Annotated in this window: 18 protein-coding genes; 9 read left to right on the forward strand and 9 right to left on the reverse strand. The window is 60.2% G+C overall.

The genetic code is table 11. The annotated features are described in order from the left end of the window. Nucleotide 1 precedes the first annotated feature (1 nt). The 3 genes from ACWKV9_RS16420 to ACWKV9_RS16430 all read right to left on the reverse strand — a co-directional run bounded on the left by ACWKV9_RS16420 (nt 2) and on the right by ACWKV9_RS16430 (nt 3,824). The gene (locus tag ACWKV9_RS16420) at nt 2-892 is read right to left on the reverse strand and encodes a triphosphoribosyl-dephospho-CoA synthase (protein WP_483837186.1); all 891 of its coding nucleotides are present in this window, start codon (nt 890-892) and stop codon (nt 2-4) included. Beyond that, nucleotides 892-2,571, reverse strand: coding sequence for a malonate decarboxylase subunit alpha (mdcA, locus tag ACWKV9_RS16425; protein WP_483837187.1), 1,680 nt, complete (start codon nt 2,569-2,571; stop codon nt 892-894). The genes ACWKV9_RS16420 and mdcA overlap by 1 nt, the downstream gene beginning before the upstream one ends. 110 nt (nt 2,572-2,681) lie before the next feature. Then, a complete protein-coding gene (locus ACWKV9_RS16430) occupies nt 2,682-3,824 on the reverse strand; it encodes a Fic family protein (protein WP_483837188.1) in 1,143 nt (380 codons plus the stop codon). A gap of 506 nt (nt 3,825-4,330) precedes the next feature. On the opposite strand from ACWKV9_RS16430, the gene ACWKV9_RS16435 reads away from it, so the two are divergent. After that, the gene (locus tag ACWKV9_RS16435) at nt 4,331-4,579 is read left to right on the forward strand and encodes a CopG family ribbon-helix-helix protein (RefSeq protein WP_483837189.1); all 249 of its coding nucleotides are present in this window, start codon (nt 4,331-4,333) and stop codon (nt 4,577-4,579) included. Beyond that, complete coding sequence (locus tag ACWKV9_RS16440) at nt 4,557-4,844, forward strand: type II toxin-antitoxin system RelE/ParE family toxin (RefSeq protein ID WP_483837190.1); 288 nt, start codon at nt 4,557-4,559, stop codon at nt 4,842-4,844. Before ACWKV9_RS16435 ends, ACWKV9_RS16440 begins: the two co-directional genes overlap by 23 nt. A gap of 34 nt (nt 4,845-4,878) precedes the next feature. Here ACWKV9_RS16440 and ACWKV9_RS16445 read toward each other — a convergent pair whose 3' ends face one another. From ACWKV9_RS16445 to pilG, 6 genes are all read right to left on the reverse strand, one after another. Beyond that, complete coding sequence (locus ACWKV9_RS16445) at nt 4,879-5,370, reverse strand: chemotaxis protein CheW (protein WP_483837191.1); 492 nt, start codon at nt 5,368-5,370, stop codon at nt 4,879-4,881. Further along, a complete protein-coding gene (locus ACWKV9_RS16450) occupies nt 5,363-11,392 on the reverse strand; it encodes an Hpt domain-containing protein (protein WP_483837192.1) in 6,030 nt (2,009 codons plus the stop codon). The genes ACWKV9_RS16445 and ACWKV9_RS16450 overlap by 8 nt, the downstream gene beginning before the upstream one ends. A 27-nt stretch (nt 11,393-11,419) precedes the next feature. After that, entirely contained in the window at nt 11,420-13,459 is a 2,040-nt protein-coding gene (locus ACWKV9_RS16455; protein ID WP_483837193.1) for a methyl-accepting chemotaxis protein, read from the reverse strand. A 72-nt stretch (nt 13,460-13,531) separates the two neighbouring features. Continuing rightward, on the reverse strand, nt 13,532-14,071 hold the full coding sequence (locus tag ACWKV9_RS16460) for a chemotaxis protein CheW (RefSeq protein WP_483837194.1): 540 nt from the start codon (nt 14,069-14,071) through the stop codon (nt 13,532-13,534). A gap of 16 nt (nt 14,072-14,087) precedes the next feature. After that, nucleotides 14,088-14,453 carry a twitching motility response regulator PilH gene (pilH, locus tag ACWKV9_RS16465; RefSeq protein WP_002551739.1) on the reverse strand — a complete coding sequence of 122 codons (366 nt, stop codon included), beginning with the start codon at nt 14,451-14,453 and terminating at the stop codon, nt 14,088-14,090. 45 nt (nt 14,454-14,498) lie between these two features. Then, nucleotides 14,499-14,909 (reverse strand): twitching motility response regulator PilG, encoded by a 411-nt coding sequence (pilG, locus tag ACWKV9_RS16470; RefSeq protein WP_483837195.1) that lies wholly within the window; start codon nt 14,907-14,909, stop codon nt 14,499-14,501. Nucleotides 14,910-15,161: 252 nt separating this feature from the next. Here pilG and gshB point away from each other — a divergent pair, with 252 nt between their 5' ends. The 7 genes from gshB (at nt 15,162) to ACWKV9_RS16505 (ending at nt 21,332) form a co-directional block, all read left to right on the forward strand. Then, nucleotides 15,162-16,115 (forward strand): glutathione synthase, encoded by a 954-nt coding sequence (gene gshB, locus ACWKV9_RS16475; RefSeq protein WP_483837196.1) that lies wholly within the window; start codon nt 15,162-15,164, stop codon nt 16,113-16,115. 237 nt (nt 16,116-16,352) lie between these two features. Next, complete coding sequence (locus tag ACWKV9_RS16480) at nt 16,353-17,255, forward strand: energy transducer TonB (RefSeq protein WP_483837197.1); 903 nt, start codon at nt 16,353-16,355, stop codon at nt 17,253-17,255. A gap of 181 nt (nt 17,256-17,436) precedes the next feature. Then, entirely contained in the window at nt 17,437-18,006 is a 570-nt protein-coding gene (locus ACWKV9_RS16485) for a YqgE/AlgH family protein (protein ID WP_483837198.1), read from the forward strand. Next, nucleotides 18,006-18,446, forward strand: coding sequence for a Holliday junction resolvase RuvX (gene ruvX, locus ACWKV9_RS16490; RefSeq protein WP_268798445.1), 441 nt, complete (start codon nt 18,006-18,008; stop codon nt 18,444-18,446). Before ACWKV9_RS16485 ends, ruvX begins: the two co-directional genes overlap by 1 nt. A gap of 76 nt (nt 18,447-18,522) precedes the next feature. Continuing rightward, nucleotides 18,523-19,044, forward strand: a complete 522-nt coding sequence (pyrR, locus tag ACWKV9_RS16495) for a bifunctional pyr operon transcriptional regulator/uracil phosphoribosyltransferase PyrR (protein WP_483837199.1) — start codon at nt 18,523-18,525, stop codon at nt 19,042-19,044. Between the two features lie 15 nt (nt 19,045-19,059). Then, nucleotides 19,060-20,064 carry an aspartate carbamoyltransferase catalytic subunit gene (locus ACWKV9_RS16500; protein WP_483837200.1) on the forward strand — a complete coding sequence of 335 codons (1,005 nt, stop codon included), beginning with the start codon at nt 19,060-19,062 and terminating at the stop codon, nt 20,062-20,064. Beyond that, nucleotides 20,061-21,332 carry a dihydroorotase gene (locus ACWKV9_RS16505; protein ID WP_483837201.1) on the forward strand — a complete coding sequence of 424 codons (1,272 nt, stop codon included), beginning with the start codon at nt 20,061-20,063 and terminating at the stop codon, nt 21,330-21,332. Before ACWKV9_RS16500 ends, ACWKV9_RS16505 begins: the two co-directional genes overlap by 4 nt. Nucleotides 21,333-21,428 lie beyond the last annotated feature (96 nt).

A 21,428-nucleotide genomic window follows, 5' to 3' on the forward strand; every position in this document is an offset into this window, starting at 1 on the left:
ATCAAAACGTCCTCGTTGAGTTGCCGAGCGCAGGCTCAAGGCAATCGATGAACAGGCAGGCGGCGAGCAGATCAGCGGCGCCTCCGGGGGATGCGTTGAGCGCGAGCAGTTGCTGATCCAGTTCATTCAGGCAGCGACGACCGCCCAGACTGGCGCTGCCACCGGCATCGAGCACACGCTGCGCGCCGGTTTGCATGGTCGTAAGCCCCGCTTCGCCTGCGCGGTAAAGCACGCAGGTGTCCGACAGCGTGGTCATGATCGCCAGCAGCGCGTCGAGCCGGGCGTTTTGTTCCCCATGGTCGGCAGCGCGGCTGCGTTGCAATTGCGGCAGGCCGAACTGAATGACAGCGGGAAAGCCCATCTGCGCCTGTTCGCGAGCACCCATCGCGCCGTACTTGCTTGCGACTTCAGCGCCGTGGCTGCGGGTTTGGCCCGTTAGGTTGCGGTCTTCTATCAGCGCAAGTTTTGCTGCGCGCAGGCTCAGGCCCGCCGCACTGAGATCATCGGGATCAAGTGCGGCAGCGGCTACCAGCAAACCCAACGCCCAGATCGCGCCGCGATGGGTGTTGACGCCGTTGGAGGTGCGCATCATCGCGGCCTCCCCTTCGCGACCGATGCGCCCGATGGCTTCGCGCAATGGCTGGCCGACTTCACCGATATCGGACGCGGCCTGGGCCATTTCCTTGAACGCAGGCCACAACGACAGCGCCGAGGCGTGCATCAAACCGAGGTGCAGATCCTGATGGGCGCCGTTACTGCGGCGATCCACCAGCGCCGGTTTTGGCGACAGATCGGCTTCATCGATCAGCGCGTCCACCGCCAGATCGGCCAGTTGATCAGCCAGCGATAACGCTTGAGGCTGGCTCTGGAAAGCTATGTGTTGAGCGCGCATCACCAACTCCTGAATTTCGCAGGCGGGCTGTACAAACCACCGGACCACTCCACCAGTTCGGCAATGCTTTTGGCGGCGAGCAGTTCCCGGCTGGCATCGGTTCGACGAATGCCGAGGTCTTCCGGCAGTGCGATCAGCCCTTCGCGGCGCATGCGGGCGGTGTCTTTGGGGTTATGGCGCAGGCCGATGGAGGTCACGCCCGCGACCGCAGCGATCATCTGCTGACGCTCTTCCAGGCTGCGCGCCTTGTACAGATATGCGATGCCTTCTTCGGTGAGCAAGTGGGTGACGTCGTCGCCGTAGATCATGATCGGCGCCAGGGCCATGCCGCTTTTCTTCGCCACTTCCACCGCGTCGAGGGTTTCGACGAAAGTCGGCTTGCCGCCTTCCTGGAAGGTCTCGACCATTTGCACAACAAGTTTTTTGCCGCGCTCAAGGTAAGCGTCCGGCCCGTCGCCGGTCTGTTGGCGCATGTCGAGCCAGGCAGGGGTAGCGTGTCGGCGGCCGTGGGGATCGTGCCCCATGTTCGGCGCGCCACCGAAACCCGCGAGCCGACCGCGAGTAACGGTCGAGGAATGGCCGTCGCCGTCCACCTGCAAGGTCGCGCCGATGAACAGATCCACAGCGTATTGTCCGGCCAGCTGGCACATCATTCGGTTGGAACGCATCGATCCGTCGCGCCCGGTAAAGAACACATCAGGGCGCGCGGCAATGTAGTTTTCCATGCCCAATTCGGTGCCGAAGCAATGCACGCTCTGGACCCAACCGCTTTCGATGGCCGGGATCAAGGTTGGGTGGGGATTGAGCGTCCAGTTCCGGCAGATCTTGCCCTTGAGCCCTAGGGATTCTCCGTAAGTCGGCAGGATCAGCTCGATGGCGGCGGTGTTGAAACCGATGCCGTGGTTGAGGGACTGAACGTTGTGTTTCTCGTAGATCCCGCGAATCGCCATCATCGCCATCAGCACATGCACCGGCTTGATGTGGCGCGGGTCGCGGGTGAACAGCGGTTCGATATAGAACGGCTTGTCAGCGACCACCACAAAATCTACCCAGGACGCGGGAATGTCCACGCGGGGCAAGTCGCTGACGTCGTCCACCAGTTCATTGACTTGCACGATGACGATGCCATCGCTGAAGGCAGCAGGCTCGATCAGTGCGGGGGTGTCTTCAGTGCTGGCGCCGGTGTAGATATTACCGGCGCGGTCGGCCATGAACCCGGCGGACAACACGACGTTGGGGATAAGGTCCACAAGCAGCCGGGAATACAGCTCGATGTACGTATGAATCGCGCCAACTTCCAGCAGGCCGTCTTCCAGCAACTGGCTGATGCGCAGACTTTGCGTACCGGCAAACGAGAAGTCGAGCTTGCGGGCGATGCCGCGTTCGAACAGGTCCAGATGCTCAGAGCGCCCGACGCTGGGCATGATCATGTGCAGATCGTGCAGCTTGGCGGGGTCGGCCTTGACCAGAGAACGCGACAGGAAATCCGCCTGCTTCTGGTTGTTGCCCTCAAGCACCACGCGATCACCCGGCGCAATCAATGCCTCCAGGGCCGCGACGATGTTGTCGGTCGGCAACACCACGCCATCGGCAAGGGAACGCACCAGCTCGAGCCGCCGCAGTTTTTCACTGCGACGACGCGACCAGCGCGGGTCGAGTTCGATTGTTTTTTTAGTCATGAACGTTGTCATGCTGACTCCACGAGTTCGCTGTCGTGGGTCACCTTAGGAGCGATCGGTGCGGCGCATCAATCAAGCAAATGAAGGGATCGTTACGGTCAGGGTAACGATCAGGTTTGCCAGTTGATTTGGTAGCGAGTGCTGCGACCGCCACCGGGGAGTTTTACCAGGCAGCCCTTTCCCAGCAGATCGGAGAGATGGCGGGTGGCAGTGGCTTTGCTGACCTTGGCGACAGCCTGATACTGCGCGGCGCTGATGCCGTTCTCGAATCCAGGTTTATCTACGAGTAAATCGCCATCGAGCAAGCGGTTAAGCACTTTGGTTTGCTCAGCCGACAATCCGTGGTCGCGATGCTGCTGCCAATATCTGGCCTTGTCCAAGACCCGTGCGATGCGCTGGCCGGCTTGGCCGAGGGTATGCAACAGGGTTTGCAGAAACCAAATGAGCCAGGTGGTGATGTCCAGCCCGCCCTTTTGCGATGTTTCGAGGATCTGATAATAGCCTTGTCGGTCGGCAAGAATGCTGGCAGACATCGCATAAAACCGGATGGAGTGATTTTCCGCCTGCGCGAGTGCCAGGTCGGTGATTGCGCGGGTCAACCGGCCATTGCCATCGTCGAAGGGATGCAGCGTCACGAACCAGAAGTGCGCAATGCCTGCTCTTAATAGGGGGTCAAGAGTGGTGTCGGAGTGGCTGGTGTCAAACCAATAGAAAAAATCTTCAAGCTGCTGGTCAAGTGCGTCTCGCGGCGGAGCTTCAAAATGCACGACAGGACGATCAAGTCGTCCGGATACCACTTGCATCGGCTCTTCACCACGCAGCGCACCAACGTTGATTCTGTGTGCGACCAACGTTTCGGAGGTGGGGAAAAGGAGCCGGTGCCAGTGAAGCAGTCGAACCATTGTCAGCGAGCCATGGTGCTGTTGCGTCACGTCCAGCATCAACTCGGCCAGCCCCTCACTGCGTGGGTTTACTCGCTGATCCGGGACCAGTCCGAGACGTTTCGCCAGCGAAGAACGCACTGAGCCGACATTCAGTTGTTCACCCTCGATTGCCGACGAAGTGATGACGTTCTGCAGCAACGCATCTAGCTCGGATTGGGCATTGGCATCGACGCCTTGCGCTTCCAGCATACCCAGCAGGCGACCCTGTGCCCGGGAACAGGCACGTAGAACAGGCGCAAGTTGGTCGGCATTCCACGTAAATGCGGGCCAATTTGGGTGCTGCCAGATCCAGCGGTTTAGCTCGTTCACCTAAGGCCTCAATGGAAATGAGCCGAATGGAAGTATTCGGCTCACTGAATGAGCCGAATATGTCGCTTATTCGGCTCGTTGTCTAGGAAGGCGTCGTCACGATCCCGCAAAAGCCAACGGAAGCTATTACGCTCTCGGGCAAATGCCTGACGCTACGCGAAGCTGGCACCGCAACTGCCAGACACTGCGCGTCGTCAGCTTCGCGGGCAAGTCGCAATGCCGCCCATTTGCTCCAACGTAATGACTCGTCCCTGTGGGAGCCACCGGAGGTTCCGACGGTCGCGATGCGGTGTGCTTACGCCTTCGGCAGAGGCGGGTTGACCTCACATTTCGTAACTGACTGATGAGGCAATAACTATGTAGTGCAGGAAGATCAGCGGCCTAGGGTAAGCTCACTCCATCTATGCCTGACGACGCAAGCGCCTGAAACTTTGCAAGAAGAACCAGAGAGCGGTACTTTCCCCATATCCGTATACAACGTATACGTCGGGGAAATTGGAGGTTTCATGGCATCGCCAGTGCTGTCGTTCCGAGCAGAGGAAGATTTGGTGAATCAGCTTGATCAGTTGGCATCTGCCACAGACCGCGACCGGCAGTACCATCTCAAACGCGCACTGACGGCATACCTGGAGTCGGAGTCGTGGCACCTGCAAGCGATTGCCGTAGGGATCGCCGAAGCCGAGGCGGGTAAATTGACCGACTTGGAGATCGTAAAAGCAAAGTGGGTAAAGCGTGCTCAAAATAGCGCTGACTGAAAAAGCTCAAAGCGACCTGGACGCTATTCACGAGTATTGCGCTTCAATCGCGGGAGATTCTGCAGCCAATACGGTAATCCTTCAAATGCTTGAAGTCTTTGAGCAATTGGGCACATTTAGCGGGATGGGGCGTCCATCGCAAACGCCTGGTGTGAGAGAGCTGGTTTTTCCACGTCTACCGTTTGTAGCCCCTTACCGGGTGAACAAACATCAGGTACAAATTTTAAGAGTTCTGCATCAACGCACCGAGCGAGGTAAAACTTAAAACCTCGTCCCGCGCCAAACCCGATCGTTCCCCCTCAAATCCCCGGCCCCACCACCTGCACCACCCCGGCGTCCACCAACCACTGCTCCAACGCCACCAGATCAGGGATCTTCGCCACGGTATCGCTAACCTGCACGGCGGCCAATTCCAGTTCGTCCAGCGGTACGTCGACGTAGCTCAGTTGGCTGTCGACCTTGCAAGAGCGGGGGATGCCCTGGGTCAGCAGCGCGATGAATTTCAGATCAGGCCGGCCACCCAACGCGTTGAGAATCACAATGCGCGCCCGACCACCGACAATCGCCCGACTGCCGCAGGCGGCTTCGAAGCTGAGCAGTGGCAAAGAAAGATGACGCCAGTTGATCGGACCCAGATACCACTGTGGCGCACCTGGGTCGGCAACGCTGTCTTGATAGTCGATCAACTCTGCGACCGCGACATTGGGCAGCAGTAAAAAGCGGTCGCTAAGTGGTAAGAGCAAGCCCGTCAGGCTGGACAAGCGTGCGGTCTGGCTAGTGGTGTCAGACATGCACATGGCTCCAATGCGCAATGCTCTCCAGCAAAGCGGCCTCCTGATAGGGCTTGCTCATGTAGTCATTCACTCCGACAGCGAAAGCACGATCTCGGTGTTTCTGACCGGAGCGGGAAGTGATCATGATGATCGGAAGATGCTTAAGCTGCTCGTCCGCGCGAATTTTGCTGGCAACTTCAAAGCCGTCCATGCGCGGCATTTCGATGTCCAGCAGCATGATGTCAGGCGTGTGCTCCTGCAGCAGCGCCATCGCGTCGACCCCATCTTTGGCGGTCAGCACGTTCATGCCGTTGCGCTCAAGCAGGCGCCCGGTGACCTTGCGCACGGTGATCGAATCGTCCACCACCATGACCAACAATGGCTTTGCCTGCTCGGCTTCGATGTAACGCGCGGGGCTTTCGCCAGATGCTTGCAGCGCCAGCTGACGCGCATGAAACCTGCGGATGTGGGCAAACAGATCGAGGATCAGCACCACCCTGCCGTCCCCCAGAATCGTCGCGCCGGAAATACCCTGCACGCCTGAAAACTGCACGCCAAGGTTTTTCACCACGATCTCCCGCGAGCCTGCCAACGCATCTACTTGCACCGCCAGCCACTGGTCGTGCACATGCACCAGCAGCACCGGCAGCGGTTGCGTCTGCCCCAACAGTTTGGGCGGGTGGGTGTTGCTTAGCAGCTCACCGAGATAGCGCAGTTCATAGGTCCGCTCGCCGTATTGATAACGCGGCGGACTGGCCTGGTAATAAGCCTCCAGCTCCACGGGCATGACCCGCACGATGCCTTCGATGCTGTTGAGCGGTACGGCGTACTGTTCCTCGCCACACTGCACCATCAGCGCCCGGTTGACCGACACCGAGAACGGCAGACGAATACGGAAACGCGCGCCCTGCCCGGATTTGGAATCGATCACCATCGATCCGCCCAGCTCTTTCACTTCGGCGTGAACGACGTCCATGCCGACCCCACGCCCTGAAATCTGGGTGATGGTTTCAGCCGTGGAAAAGCCCGCCTGCAGGATGAATTGCAACGTGTCGTGATCGCTTAACACTGCCTGAGGGCTGATCATCCCGCGCTTGATCGCCTTGCGCCGCACCGCTTCAAAATCGACACCGGCGCCGTCGTCACTCATTTCAATGACGATGTCGCCACCTTCGTGGGCGAGGCTGAGGGTTATATGGCCGGCTTCCGGCTTGCCGGTTTGCAGGCGTTTTTCAGTGCTTTCAAGGCCATGATCGATGGCGTTGCGCAGCATGTGCTCCAACGGCGCGACCATGCGTTCCAGCACGTTGCGGTCCATTTCACCTTCGGCGTTGATGACGTCGAAGATGACCTTCTTATTCAGCTCGCCGGACACCTGCCGCACGATACGCCGCAGGCGTGGCACCATTCGCTCGAACGGCACCATGCGCGTGCGCATCAGGCTTTCCTGCAGCTCGGTGTTGACCCGGGCCTGCTGCTGCAAAAGGGTTTCGGCATCATGGGCGCGCGTGTCGAGTGTTTGCTTGAGGTCCATCAGGTCAGACGCAGACTCAAACAGCGCTCGGGACAATTGCTGTAACTGCGAATGCCGGTCCATTTCCAGCGGGTCAAATTCTTCATAGCCCAGCCGCTCGGCCTGGATCTGATCGCGACTGTGAATCCGCCCCTGGGTTTCGATGTCCAGACGCCGCAATTGGTCGCGCATCCGTTCGATGGTCGTTTCCATCTCGGTTAGCGTGCCCTGAGCGTCGCTGACCTGTTGTTCGATGCGCCCCCGGAAAATAGACGTCTCCCCTGCCAGATTGACCAGGTCTTCCAGTTGTTCAGCCGGAACTTTCACCATTTCCGGGCCTGTGCGCTCGGCATCTGCATCAGGGGTCAAGGGCTGGGTGGTGGGATCAACCGGCAGCGATACAACGGTTGGCGCCTCAATCGGTTTTTTCACCACCTCGCCTACGCCACCGGAGGCCGAGTACTGGTGAATGCTTTCGATCAGCAAAGCCGGATTGGGCAACGGCTCGTAAGCCCGAACAGCGTCGAGCATGTCAGCCAGCATGTCGTGGCCGCTTTGAAGCAGGCCGTTGAGCAGCGCGCTGTTCTCTTTCAGGCCGCCGGACGCCAGGCTCTCGTAAAGTGATTCAAGCTCGTGGGCAAGATCGCCAATCGGCGTGATTTCCACCATCCGCGCGCCGCCCTTGAGCGTATGCAAATCGCGCAAGAGGTTTTCTACTTCCAGCGTGTTTTGCGGATCGGCCTGCCAACGCACCAGGGCCGCGCCGGAGCTTTCAATGATGTCGTAGCCTTCTTCGAGGAAGATTTCCAACAGCTCAGGGTCGCGCTCGTTCAGCGTCTGAATCATCGAACCGACATTGCGCGGCGGTGAAGTCTCCAGCTCGTTCGGCTGGCTGTAGCAGTTGTTCTGACGGAACTCGCGAATGGCTTCGACCACAGGCTGCGGCGAGGTCAACGGCTTGTGGTGCTGTAATTGTTCGAGCATCAGCGCCAGATGATCGTGACTGCGTACCAGCAGCTCACCTAGTGTCGGGCTGTAGCTGCAACGACGGTCGATCAGCCCTTCGTACAACGACTCCAGTTCGTGCCCCAGATCACCCACCGGCTCGACTTCGGCCATCCGCGCGCCACCTTTGAGCGTGTGCAGATCACGCTGCAATGACGATAGCGGCATGGGGTTTTCAGGATCGTCCAGCCAGCGCTGCAAGGCCTGGCCTGCGCTGTCGAGAATGTCGACAGCTTCTTCAAGGAAGATTTCGACAATTTCCTGGTCCAGCGCGTCCCGTGACTCGGCAACCGCAGGCGCCTCTGATTCGGATTGCACCGCAGGTAAATCGGTAAGGCTCAGCGTGCCGTCGTCATCGCGGTTGATGACGCCCATCGCATTCGGATTAAGAGCTCCATCGAGCAATTCGCGAAGCGCGCCAATACGCTCGGGACAAGGCTCCACCTGCTGACCGGCGGCGACCTGATCGAGCATGTTGATCAGCGCTTCATGAGCGTTTTCGGCCTCATGAAAAAAGCGCTCGCTGACACCCAGACTGCTTTCTTCCACCGCGCCGTACAGGTCCAGCAACGCTTCGCACAGCTCATCCACCTGCGGCAGATCGGCCATGTGCGCGCCGTGACCGAGCATGGTCAGCTCGTCCAGCAACGCGGTCAATTCCTGACGCTCGCCGGGGTGCTGCCGCCAGCGTGTGAGCAGGCTTTCGGCGTCGAGCAGGATGTCCATGCCCTCGGCCAGAAAAGTCTCGATCAGCTTGGGATTGGGCCGAGTGCGCAGGCCGTTATCGGCCGCGCTCATGGCAGCGACCATGCGTTCATCGAGCAACGCCCGTGCCGACTCGATCAACTGCGCAGCACCGGGGATGGGGCGCAACGGATCATCGTCCAGTTGCGCCAGACCTGCGCGAAACAGAGGCTCGCTGGCCCGCAACAGCTCGACTTCGGACTCGGCGACGGCAATCTGATTGGTCTTGAACTCACGCACTAATTGATCGAGCGGACTGGCCAACTCGGCCATTGGCAACACCCCAGCCATGTAAGCGCTGCCCTTGAGCGTATGGAGCGCGCGCAGCAATTCGTCGCTGAACACCAGCGAATCAACATCGTGGGCCGAATCGATAAAACGATTGAGGGTTTCCAGATGGGTCTGGGCTTCCTGACGAAAAATCCCGAGCAACTGAGGGTCAAAACCCTCTTCTGCCTCATCGACAGGCTCAGCGGTAGCGGCGACATCTTGTTCGTCGGCAGCTTGCTCGTCGGGCAGGTCCATACCCCTGGACAACGCATGAGCCCGCGCAGCCAACACGTCGACATCGTCGCGCTGACGCTGTACATCTTCGGCAAAGTCACGAATTACGTCCGGCAGCAAAGCCTGAACGTCCGCCAATAGTCCGCGCACGGCAGGGCCAGGCTCGACGCTGTCTTCCAGCACGCGGTTAAGCAGGTTTTCCACCGACCACGCCAGCTCACCCAGGATCAAGGCGCGAACCATTCGGCCGCTGCCCTTGAGCGTGTGGAAGGCGCGACGGATCTCGGTCAGCGCGGGGAAGTCATCGGTGTCGGCAAACCAGCGCGGCAAGTAGCGGTGCAGCGCGGCGAGCATCTCGTCGGTCTCTTCAAGAAAGACGTCGCGCAGTTCGTCATCCACGCCAGCCTCGCCCTTGGGCGGCGGCAGCAGGCTGGCAGGTACGTGCCGCGCAGGCGGATTGACCGCGGAAACCGGAACGGCCAGGACCTCGGCAATCGTTTGGGTTGGACTGACCAAGGCCTGACGGGCACGCAGATCAACCATTTCCTGATCGCTGATGACCTCTTCGAGCACCGGCAGCTCGACTGCATCGGGAGCCGGCGAGTAACCCAGCTTCGCCAGGCTTGCCTGTGCCAGATCCAGTACGTGCTCACCGGGCGCTTCCGGGTCTTCAGCCATGCGCTCCAGGTAATACTCAACTCCGGTCAGCGCTTCGGCGAGGCTGTCGAGCTGCGTCTGCGCCGGTCGGCCTTCTTCGACCAACAGGTGCTCAAGAATGTAATCGTTGCACGCCGATAACAGCCCCGACGCGCGAGCCAATGGAATCATCGCCAGCGCGCCGCGCACTTGAATCAGCAATGCCGACAAAGGCTCCAGCCGCTCGCGGTCCCATTCACCATCGATGTAATCGACAATCACGTCCTTGGCTTGCTGCAGGACGACGCGGGCTTCCTTGATCACCAACTGGTGAATCTGGCTCAGATCGGTGGTGGGCAAGCGGCTTTCTTCGCGACTGCTCTGGTCCACCGTGCCAGCCATCCCCGCGAGGGTGGCCTCGACGTAGAGCAAGGCGCCCGCCACGTCCATCAACGCCGCATCACCGGCTTCACGCTGCCCTTGCGCCAGACCTTGCACGACTGCCAGTTGATCGATGATCACTTTGCGCGGCTGACCAAAACCCAGCACCGCCAACGTATCGGCGATCTGCCGCAGCGGCGGCAACAACGCACTCAGTTCGCTGACGTGCTGACGGTCGCCGCGCACGAAAACGTCCAGCCGCTCTTTGGTGCGTACCAATTCATCGCACAGCGCCACGATGACCGATCGCATCGCGTCGCGATCAGGCCCGGCCATGCGCGCGCGCTCTTCATCAACCAGCGCGCTGTGAGGCAGGGCGTCGTCGAGGCCGTACTGGTCCTTCAGATCAAGCATCTTCTGCGCCTGACTGTCGGACTTGGCGATATAAAACAGCAGGCTTTTGAGCAACTCGTCCGGCGCAGGCTGGTTGATCGCCACAATGCCGTGATCGAGCAAGCGCTTGAGTTCTTTGTCGGCGTCCTTGAACAGGCTGCGCAGCGCGGGGCTGTTGGCGAAATTGCCGCTGGCCATGGTTTCCACCAGCGCCGAGGCGATACGCCACAAGGGCTCCAGAGGCGCGTCCTTGCACAGCAGCTCAAGCCGGGCGAAGACTTTGGTCATGTAGCCCAACTGCTTTTGCAAGTCTTGCTCACGCAGCAGGCCGACCAGTGCGGTCTGCAACGTCTGGCGCAATTTGCGCAGCAGACTTGGCAGTTCAGGCGTGTCGCGCAGGGCCAGGGTTTGGGCGTCCAGTTCAGGCACCGCCAGCAATTGCGGGGCGAACAGACTGGTTTCCGAGAGCAGGCTTTCGCCTCGGGCGCTGCGCAGGTCGTTGAGCAGCGGCAACACCACCAGCGGCAGGTCGCGACGCGCGGAATGAATGCGATCCAGATAGACGGGCAATTGGCCGAGCGCCAATGTCAGCAGCTGCACGGCCTCAGCTTGCCGGCTGACGCGATCCTGCTTCAACGCCAGCGCCAGTTGCTCGATCTCTTCGGCCAGCAGCGCTGCGCCGTAGAACTCGATCATTTGCAGGCTGCCGTGGACCTGGTGGATGGCGTCCAGACAGGCGTCCATCGCCGTCGAGTCATCGGGGCTCGCGACAAAGATTTCCAGCGATTGTCTGGCCTGTTTGAGGGTCTCGGCGATCTCGCCCTTGACCCACTCCAGGGCCACGTAATCGTGCCGATCAGCCATGATGACTCCGCTCATATCTCAAGGCGATCAATGCCTGTCTCGTGTCGGCAGCGTGAAACCGGACACCGATCGCCGCATCTCGCTGGCCATCTTCGCCAGGTTGCCCATGCTCTTGGCGGTGGCCGCGGTGCCCGACGTGGTTTGCGTGGTGGTCTGCTGAATCACCATCATGGTTTCTGAAATCTGCTGGCCCAGCGCCGCCTGCTGTTGGGCGGCGTTAGTGATGCTGTCGATCAAGGCCGCGAGGACCTTGGAAACGCCTTCGATTTCTTCCAGAGCCACCCCGGCATCCTGCGCCAATCGGGCTCCACGCACCACTTCAGTGGTCGTCTGCTCCATGGAAATAACGGCTTCGTTGGTGTCGTTCTGGATGGCCCGCACCAGGGTTTCAATCTGCTTGGTCGCTGACGATGAACGCTCGGCCAGTCGCTGCACTTCATCGGCCACCACCGCAAAGCCGCGACCGGCGTCACCGGCCATCGATGCCTGAATCGCGGCATTGAGCGCCAGGATATTAGTCTGGTCGGCAATGTCGTCGATCAGGCTGACAATGTCGCCGATCTCTTGGGACGATTCGCCCAGGCGCTTGATGCGCTTGGAAGTGTCCTGAATCTGCTCGCGAATGTTGTCCATGCCATTGATAGTGTTGTGCACCACCTCGTTACCTTTGTTGGCAATCGCCACCGAACGTTCGGCCACCGAGGATGATTCCGAGGCGTTGGCCGACACCTGCTCGATGGAGGCCGACATGTCATGGATCGCGTTCGAAGCCGCAGCAATCTGCAGCGCTTGATGTTCGGACGCCGCGGCCAGCTGCGTGGCGGTGGTCTGCGTGTCCTTCACGGCGCCAAATACCTGCTCTGCGGTCAGGTTGATCGTCGCCACCAGCTCGCGCAGTTGGTCGATGGAGTAGTTGATGGAGTCCGCGATGGCGCCGGTGAAGTCTTCAGTCACCGAGGCGGCAACTGTCAGATCGCCGTCGGCAAGGTCTTCGATTTCATCCAGCAGGCGCATGATCGCGGTCTGGTTGCGCTCGTTCTTTTCAGCCGTTTCGCGCAACTGGCGATTGGTTTCCCGGACCATCACCAGACCGATCAGGATGATCGAACCCAGCGCCAGCAAGCCCAGCAAGTAGCCGCCATAGCTGTGCAGCAGTCGCCCACCCGCCATGTGCTCAAAGCTGTTGGCCAACACCGACGCTTCGTCCAGCAAAGTCTGCGACAGATTGAAAATGTTGCCGGCGGCCTCGCGCACGTCGAGCAGCTCGGGAGAGGTCTCCAGAATCTCGTCCACTGACCCCGACACGAACTGGAACAGCTCGGCAATCTCGGCCAGACGCGCACGGGCATCTTTGTCCTCGACCTGGGTGATCTTGAGCGCGGGATTGCCGTCGATCATCCCGCTCAATACGCGCCCGAACTGATTGGCGTCTCGACCGAATGCGTCGGCGGCCTGCACAGCGGTTTCGTCACCGGAAAGCACGGTGTTCACAGCGCCAAGGATGCGTTCGGCCAGCAACGACTGACGTTGCGCCAACGCCACCTGAGTGGCAGGCGCGCGGTTTTGCAGAAGGATATCAACGACCTTTTCGGACTCGATCTGCAGCTGCGGAATGGTCTCGGCCAGGGTTGCGGCCACTTGATGCAACGACAACACCGTCTGTTCACGGGAAAGGATCACGTCGGTGCTTTTGCGCAGGTTTTCCCAGTCGGTCTGCACCGCCTTGAGTTCGCCCTCAACGTTTCCGGGCGCTGCGGGCAGGCCGGTGTTCTTGTCGCCCTTCTTCAGGATCTGCCATCGCAAGTCAAAATCATTGCGCGCATCGGCCAACAGTTTGAACGCTGCGGGCTTACCGGCGGCAGCCTCGGTGGCGTTCTTGGCGATGCGCTGAGACAACACGCGCAGCTCGCCAGCATGGCCGATGTACTGCTTGTCGTAATTGGACTGGGTGCTCAGGTACGCGAAGTTGGCGAACAACAGCATGATGAAGATAATCAGCGCCACGAACAGGACGAGGATCAGCGAGCGACTGCGCGCACCTTCGAGTGATTTACCAGTGTTACTCATTGATCAGGCCCCCGCCTGGACCCACTGCATTCGGGCATTGGAAAAGGCTGAGCACATCATCGACGCCCAACATTACAGCGCTACATCCATAAATCCGGGCGATTGCACCAGGGATTTGGGACTGAACACCAGCCAGGCTTGTTCACGCAAAAACTGCCCCTGTACGAAGTTCGCAATCGGAGCCTCGCAGCTGCCTGGTGTTTCGGGCATCAGGCTGCGTTCGTTGAAGTGCTGAACCCCCAGGACTTCATCCACCAGCAAGCCCGCGAAGACGTCCTGATGATCAATCACCAATACTCGCCGCTGTTTGCGCAGCGGGGAGAGTTCGTGACCAAAAAACGCACATAAATCCATGATCGGCAGCAAGCGTCCGCGCAGATTAGCGAGGCCCTTGATCCAGGGTTTGACGCCTGGTAGCGCTGCATAGCGTGGTTCGTGAAGGATTTCGCCGACTTCGCCCATGGGCGCGACGTAAAAATGCTCGCCCATCCGAAAACCGATACCGCTCCAGCCCTGCTGACGGGTCTCCTGCAACGGCAGTCCCGCCGCGAGCGAGCGGCATCGCTGATCGATATCGAGCAGCAGTTGAAACGCGGTTTGTGACTGAGCCATGGCTGCCTGCCGGCGATCAGCCCGCAAGAACCGCGTTCAGGGTTTTCATGAGGGTTTCTTCGTCCACCGGCTTGGTCAGATAGTCCCGCGCGCCCTGGCGTTTGCCCCAGACCTTGTCGGTTTCCTGATCCTTGGTGGTGATCATGATCACGGGGATCATGTTGGTGTCAGCATCTTTGGTCAGCTGACGGGTGGCCTGAAAGCCATTGAGGCCCGGCATGACGATGTCCATCAACACAGCGTCGGGCTTCTCCTGACGCGCAAGGGCCACGCCATCGGCACCGTTTTCGGCCTTCAGGACTTCGTGACCGTGCTTTTCGAGCATGCCGGTCAACTTGTACATTTCGGTCGGCGAGTCATCGACGATCAGAATTCGAGCCATGGTGTTTCCCCATAGGAACAGCCGCCCATCAACGGTGGGCCGGTATCAAGATAGTTGTTGTTCTACTGCGACGAAACCCGGCACATGGGCCTTGATCGCGCTCAGCAGTTCTTCCTTGCTAAAAGGCTTGGTCAAAAACTGGTCAGAACCGACGATCCGGCCCTTCGCTTTATCGAACAGTCCGTCCTTGGAGGACAGCATGATCACCGGCGTCGACTTGAACGCCCGGTTGTTCTTGATCAATGCACACGTTTGATAACCATCCAGACGCGGCATCATGATGTCGACAAAGACGATTCGCGGGTGATTATCGGCAATCTTTGCCAGCGCGTCGAAGCCGTCGATGGCGGTAATGACCTCACAACCGACGTTTTTCAACAGCGTCTCGGCGGTACGACGAATCGTACGGGAATCGTCGATGACCATCACTTTCAATGGGGCTGAATGCTGTTCCATGTCTGCTCTACCCTCGCCGCGGCGAATCGGATGGGTCGCCTTGCGTTGGGTGCCTGGTAAGGGCCGGGATCGTCAACCCCCGATCTAGACGGGTCGAACGCAGGGGGCACCGAGCCCGATGCCGAGCCTTTTTAGCACACTCTCCAGACGCAATCCATAAAGCGTGTGCCCCTTGACCCAGAGCAAGCACAGCGCCACCCTGACGCCTATTTTCAGGCCATTGCGGCCATTACCGACCAGAGGATATTGCCCATGAGCGTTCGCCTAGGAATTGTCATGGACCCCATCGAGCGCATCTCCTACAAAAAGGACAGCTCGCTGGCCATGCTCCTTGCAGCGCAAGCGCGGGGATGGTCACTGTTCTATATGGAGCAGCACGACCTGTATCAAGACGCAGGCCAGGCCCGCGCGCGGATGAAACCGCTGAAAGTGTTCGCTGACCCGGCCCACTGGTTTGAGCTGGAAGCCGAAGTCGACAGCGGCCTGGACGATCTGGACGTGATCCTGATGCGTAAGGACCCGCCGTTCGACATGGAATTCGTCTACTCCACGTATCTGCTGGAGCAGGCCGAGCGCGCTGGCGTGCTGGTGGTCAACAAGCCGCAAAGCCTGCGTGACTGCAACGAGAAGCTGTTCGCCACGCTGTTTCCGCAGTGTACGCCGCCCACTCTGGTCAGCCGCCGTTCGGACATCCTGCGTGAATTCGCGGCCAAGCATGGCGATGTGATCCTCAAGCCGCTCGACGGCATGGGCGGTGCGTCGATCTTCCGCCATCGCGCCGAAGACCCGAACCTGTCGGTGATTCTGGAAACCCTGACCAAGCACGGCCAGGAGCAGATCATGGCGCAGGCCTACCTGCCGGCGATCAAGGACGGCGACAAACGCATCCTGATGGTCGATGGCGAACCGGTGCCGTATTGCCTGGCGCGCATTCCTGCTGCGGGCGAAACCCGTGGCAACCTGGCGGCCGGTGGCCGGGGTGAAGCGCGTCCGCTGACGGATCGTGATCGCTGGATCGCCGCTGAAATCGGCCCGACCCTGCGTGAAAAAGGCTTGCTGTTTGTCGGGCTTGATGTGATCGGCGAGCACTTGACCGAAATCAACGTCACCAGCCCGACCTGCATTCGCGAGATCGACAACGCGTTTGGCACTGATATCGGCGGGATGCTGATGGATGTGATCGAGAAGAAACTGCAGAGCGCGTGATGCATATCTGTAGGAGCGAATTTATTCGCGAGCCGGCTTCGCGAGCATAGAGCTGTGTGGCCCGCACCGGCCTCTCGCGAATAAATTCGCTCCTACAGAGCTACACGCCACAATCTCCACTAATCGATCTGTCCACATCAAAGCCCTGATACCGGCAAACAGTGCGTTATCATGCGCGGCCTGAAACACGCCTGAGGTTGGTTTTGCAATGCTGGCTTTTGTGATCCCGGATCGCCAATGAACGCTGTGGTCGACAATGATCTGCCCATGGATCTGGTTCGAACCGGCGTGCGTCCGGCTGATCGTCTGGGTTTTACCCTGCTCATTGCAGCGCTGGTGCACCTGGCGCTGATCCTTGGCGTGGGCTTCACGTACGTAAAACCTGAAACCATCAGCCAGACCCTCGAAATCACCCTCGCACCCTTCAAAAGCGACACCAAACCCAAGGACGCTGACTTCCTCGCGCAGGAAAACCAGCAAGGCAGCGGCACGCTCGACAAGAAGGCCGTGCCCAAGGTCACGGAAATCGCGCAGTACCAGGACACCCAGATCAATAAGGTCACGCCGCCTCCTTCCGCCAAACCGGTGGTCAAGCAGGAAGCGCCGAAGACTGCCGTCGCCACCAAGGCTGCGGCCAAGGAAAAGACCGTCGCCAAGCGCGAAGAGGTCAAACCCGAAGAACCCAAGAAAGTCGCCCCGACCTTCGACAGCACCCAGCTAAACAGCGAAATCGCCAGCCTCGAAGCCGAACTCTCAAACGAGCAGCAGGCCTACGCCAAGCGTCCCAAAATCCATCGTTTGAGCGCGGCGTCGACCATGAAGGACAAGGGCGCTTGGTACAAAGAGGACTGGCGCAAGAAGATCGAGCGCGTGGGCAACCTCAATTACCCCGAAGAAGCCCGGCGCAAACAGATTTATGGCAGTTTGCGGATGATGGTCTCGATCAATCGCGACGGCTCGCTGTACGAAGTGCTGGTCCTGGAATCATCCGGCCAGCCGTTGCTGGATCAGGCCGCGCAGAAGATCGTGCGACTGGCAGCACCTTTTTCGCCGTTTACCGGTGATCTGGCCGACATCGATCGCCTGGAGATCATCCGCACCTGGAAGTTTGCGCGCGGGGATAAGCTGTCCAGTAATTAGCAATTGATGAACCCTGTAGGAGCGCGCTTGCCCGCGATTGCGGTTTGTCCGTTACGTATTCGTGTCTGACACACCTCAATCGCGGGCAAGCGCGCTCCTACAGTCAAACCCCGACCCAATTACGCAAACCTGTTGGATCTGCCAGTTGTCACAACTGCCCCACGGCGCCACACTAGGGCTCATGAAAAACGTCCCTGCCTCTTACCTCAAGCATCAGTTCCTGATCGCCATGCCGCACATGCACGATCAGCACTTCGCGCAGACCTTGACCTACATCGTCGAGCACAACGCCGATGGCGCCATGGGACTGGTGATCAATCGCCCGCAGAGCCTGTCTTTGGCGGACATTCTTGAGCAGCTGCGACCGGAGCTGCCGCCCCCCGTACGTTGCCAGCACATCCCCATTCACGTTGGCGGACCGGTCCAGACTGATCGCGGCTTTGTTCTGCACCCGCCGGGGCCGGTGTTTCAAGCCACGGTCGATTTGGGCGGCGTTGCGTTGTCCACTTCCCAAGATGTGCTGTTCTCTATTGCCGACGGCTACGGCCCTGATCAAAATTTGATCACCCTGGGCTACGCAGGCTGGGACGCCGGCCAACTGGAAGCCGAATTCGCCGCCAACGCCTGGCTCAACTGCGCGTTCGACCCGGCCATCCTGTTTGACGTCGACAGCGAACTGCGCCTCGACGCTGCGGCCGCCAAGCTCGGCATCAACCTGAATCTACTCACCAGCCAAGCGGGCCACGCCTGATGGCCGGAATGCGACTGCTACTGGGTTTCGACTACGGCACTAAACAGATCGGCGTCGCGGTCGGCCAGGTGATCACCGGCCAGGCCCGCGAGCTGTGCACACTCAAAGCGCAGAACGGCGTTCCTGACTGGGACAAAGTGCAGGCACTGATCACCGAGTGGAAGCCGGACGCCATCGTCGTCGGCCTGCCCCTGAACATGGACGGCACACCCAGCGACATGAGCGCCCGGGCCGAAAAGTTCTCGCGCAAGCTCAACGGCCGTTTCAACCTGCCGGTGTATACCCACGACGAACGCCTGACCACCTTTGAGGCCAAGGGCGAACGCATGGCCCGTGGCGGTCAGCGCGGCAGTTATCGGGATAACCCGGTGGACGCCATTGCCGCTGCACTGCTGTTGCAGGGCTGGCTGGAAGCCAATACCGCTTTGTTCAACGTCTGACGTTTGCGCCCTACCGAATTCGAGTTTTTGACCCGAGCGTTCACGCGAACGCCCTCGGGCACCTGAAGGAGCCACCATGAGCCTGCCGAACCCCGCCGACCTGATCAGCCAGATGGCGACCGATCTTGCGGCCCATTTGAAAAAACGCGACATCAGCGAGCCCCGCTTCATCGGCATTCGCACCGGCGGCATTTGGGTTGCGCAAGCGCTGCAAGAGGCGCTGGGCAACGATTCCGCCCTCGGCACGCTGGATGTTTCGTTCTACCGCGATGACTTCAGCCAGAACGGCCTGCACCCGCAAGTGCGCCCTTCGGAGCTGCCGTTCGAGATCGAAGGCCAGCATTTGATTCTGGTCGATGACGTATTAATGAGTGGCCGCACCATTCGCGCCGCGCTCAACGAGCTGTTCGATTACGGCCGCCCGGCCAGCGTGACACTGGTGTCGCTGCTGGATCTGGACGCTGGCGAGCTGCCGATCCGTCCCAACGTAGTCGGCGCGACCCTGTCGCTGGCGCCCAACGAGCGCGTAAAGCTGTCAGGCCCGACGCCGCTGACGCTTGAGCTGCAAGACCTTTCTACCGAATCCGCCGCCCTCTAACACGAGTCCCTTGCGATGACGCCTCTCGACGCCAAGCGCCCGCTGCAGCTCAACCATCAGGGTCAGCTGCAGCATTTCCTCTCGCTCGACGGTTTGCCCCGCGAGCTGCTCACCGAAATCCTCGACACCGCCGACTCTTTTCTGGAAGTCGGTGCGCGGGCCGTGAAGAAAGTCCCGTTATTGCGCGGCAAGACCGTGTGCAACGTGTTCTTCGAGAACTCGACGCGTACCCGCACCACCTTCGAACTGGCGGCTCAGCGGCTGTCGGCGGACGTGATCACCCTGAACGTGTCGACCTCATCGACCAGCAAGGGCGAAACGCTGTTCGACACCCTGCGCAATCTCGAAGCCATGGCCGCCGACATGTTCGTCGTGCGCCACGGCGATTCGGGCGCCGCGCACTTCATCGCCGAACACGTCTGCCCACAGGTGGCGATCATCAACGGCGGCGACGGGCGTCACGCGCACCCGACCCAGGGCATGCTCGACATGCTAACCATTCGCCGCCACAAGGGCAGCTTCGAGAACCTTTCGGTGGCGATCGTCGGCGACATACTGCACTCGCGCGTGGCGCGCTCGAACATGATCGCGCTCAAGGCATTGGGCTGCCCTGACATCCGCGTGGTCGCGCCCAAGACCTTGCTGCCAGTCGGCGTCGAGCAATACGGCGTCAAGGTCTACACCGACCTGACCGAAGGCCTGAAGGATGTCGACGTAGTGATCATGTTGCGCCTGCAGCGTGAGCGCATGTCCGGGGGACTGTTGCCCAGCGAGGGCGAGTTTTACCGCTTGTTCGGCCTGACCACCGCACGCTTGGCCGGCGCCAAGCCTGATGCCATCGTCATGCACCCTGGCCCGATCAATCGCGGCGTGGAGATTGAATCGGCGGTCGCCGACGGCGCGCACTCGGTCATCCTTAATCAAGTCACTTACGGCATCGCCGTGCGCATGGCCGTATTGTCCATGGCCATGAGCGGCCAGACCGCGCAACGTCAGTTCGAGCAGGAGAACGCCCAGTGAAGTTCAGTATCGTCGGCGCTCGCGTCATCGACCCTGTCAGCGGTCTGGATCAAGTCACCGATATCCACCTGGAAGCCGGAAAAATCCTGGCTTTTGGCGCGACGCCTGCGGGTTTCGAGCCTTCCCAGATCATCGACGCCAACGGCCTGATTGCTGCGCCTGGGCTGGTGGATCTCAATGTCTCGCTGCGCGAACCTGGCTACAGCCGCAAAGGCAGCATCGCCAGCGAAACCCGCGCCGCCGCAGCGGGCGGTGTGACCAGCCTGTGCTGCCCACCACGAACCAAGCCGGTGCTGGACACCTCCGCAGTGGCCGAGCTGATCCTCGACCGCGCGCGGGAAGCCGGGCACAGCAAAGTCTTCCCCATCGGTGCGCTGAGCAAGGGCCTGGAAGGCGAGCAATTGGCAGAGCTGATTGCGCTGCGCGATGCTGGCTGCGTGGCCTTCACCAACGGCCTGGTGAGTTTTCGCAGCAACCGCACGCTGTGCAGGGCTTTGGAATACGCAGCGACGTTCGACCTGACAGTCATCTTCAATTCCCAGGATTTCGATCTGGCCGAAGGTGGTCTGGCCCACGACGGCCCGACGGCAGCATTCCTTGGCCTGGCAGGCATTCCGGAAACCGCCGAAACGGTTGCGCTCGCCCGCGATCTGCTGCTGGTGGAACAAAGCGGCGTGCGTGCGCATTTCAGCCAGCTGACGACAGCGCGCGGCGTGGAGTTGATCGCTCAGGCCCAGGCGCGAGGTTTGCCGGTGACAGCAGATGTGGCGTTGTATCAGTTGATTTTGACGGACGAAGCACTGATCGACTTCTCCAGCGTCTATCACGTGCAACCGCCGCTGCGTACCCGTGCGGATCGCGATGCATTGCGTGAAGGGGTGAAGTCAGGGGTGATTCAAGCGATCTCCAGCCATCATCAGCCCCATGAGCGTGATGCCAAGCTTGCGCCCTTCGGCGCGACGGAGCCAGGCATGAGCACGGTCGAGCTTTTGCTGCCGCTGGCGATGACGCTGGTTGAAGATGGTTTACTGGATCTGCCGACGCTGCTGTCGCGACTCAGTGCCGGGCCCGCCGCAGCATTGCGCTTGCCAGCGGGACGACTGGCAGCAGGGTCGCCTGCGGATCTGGTGCTGTTCGACCCGGCAGCCTCAACCGTAGCGGGTGAGCGGTGGCTGTCCAAGGGCGAAAACTGCCCCTTCCTCGGGCATTGCCTGCCAAGCGCGGTGAAATACACGTTTGTGGATGGGCGGATCAGTTACACCGCCTGAAGCTTCCCGCCTAACCCTTGTAGGAGCGCGCTTGCCCGCGAAAGCAGTGTGTCAGCAACATCGATATTGGATGGGCTGGCGCAATCGCGGGCAAGC

It is taken from the genome of Pseudomonas corni (assembly GCF_057128765.1).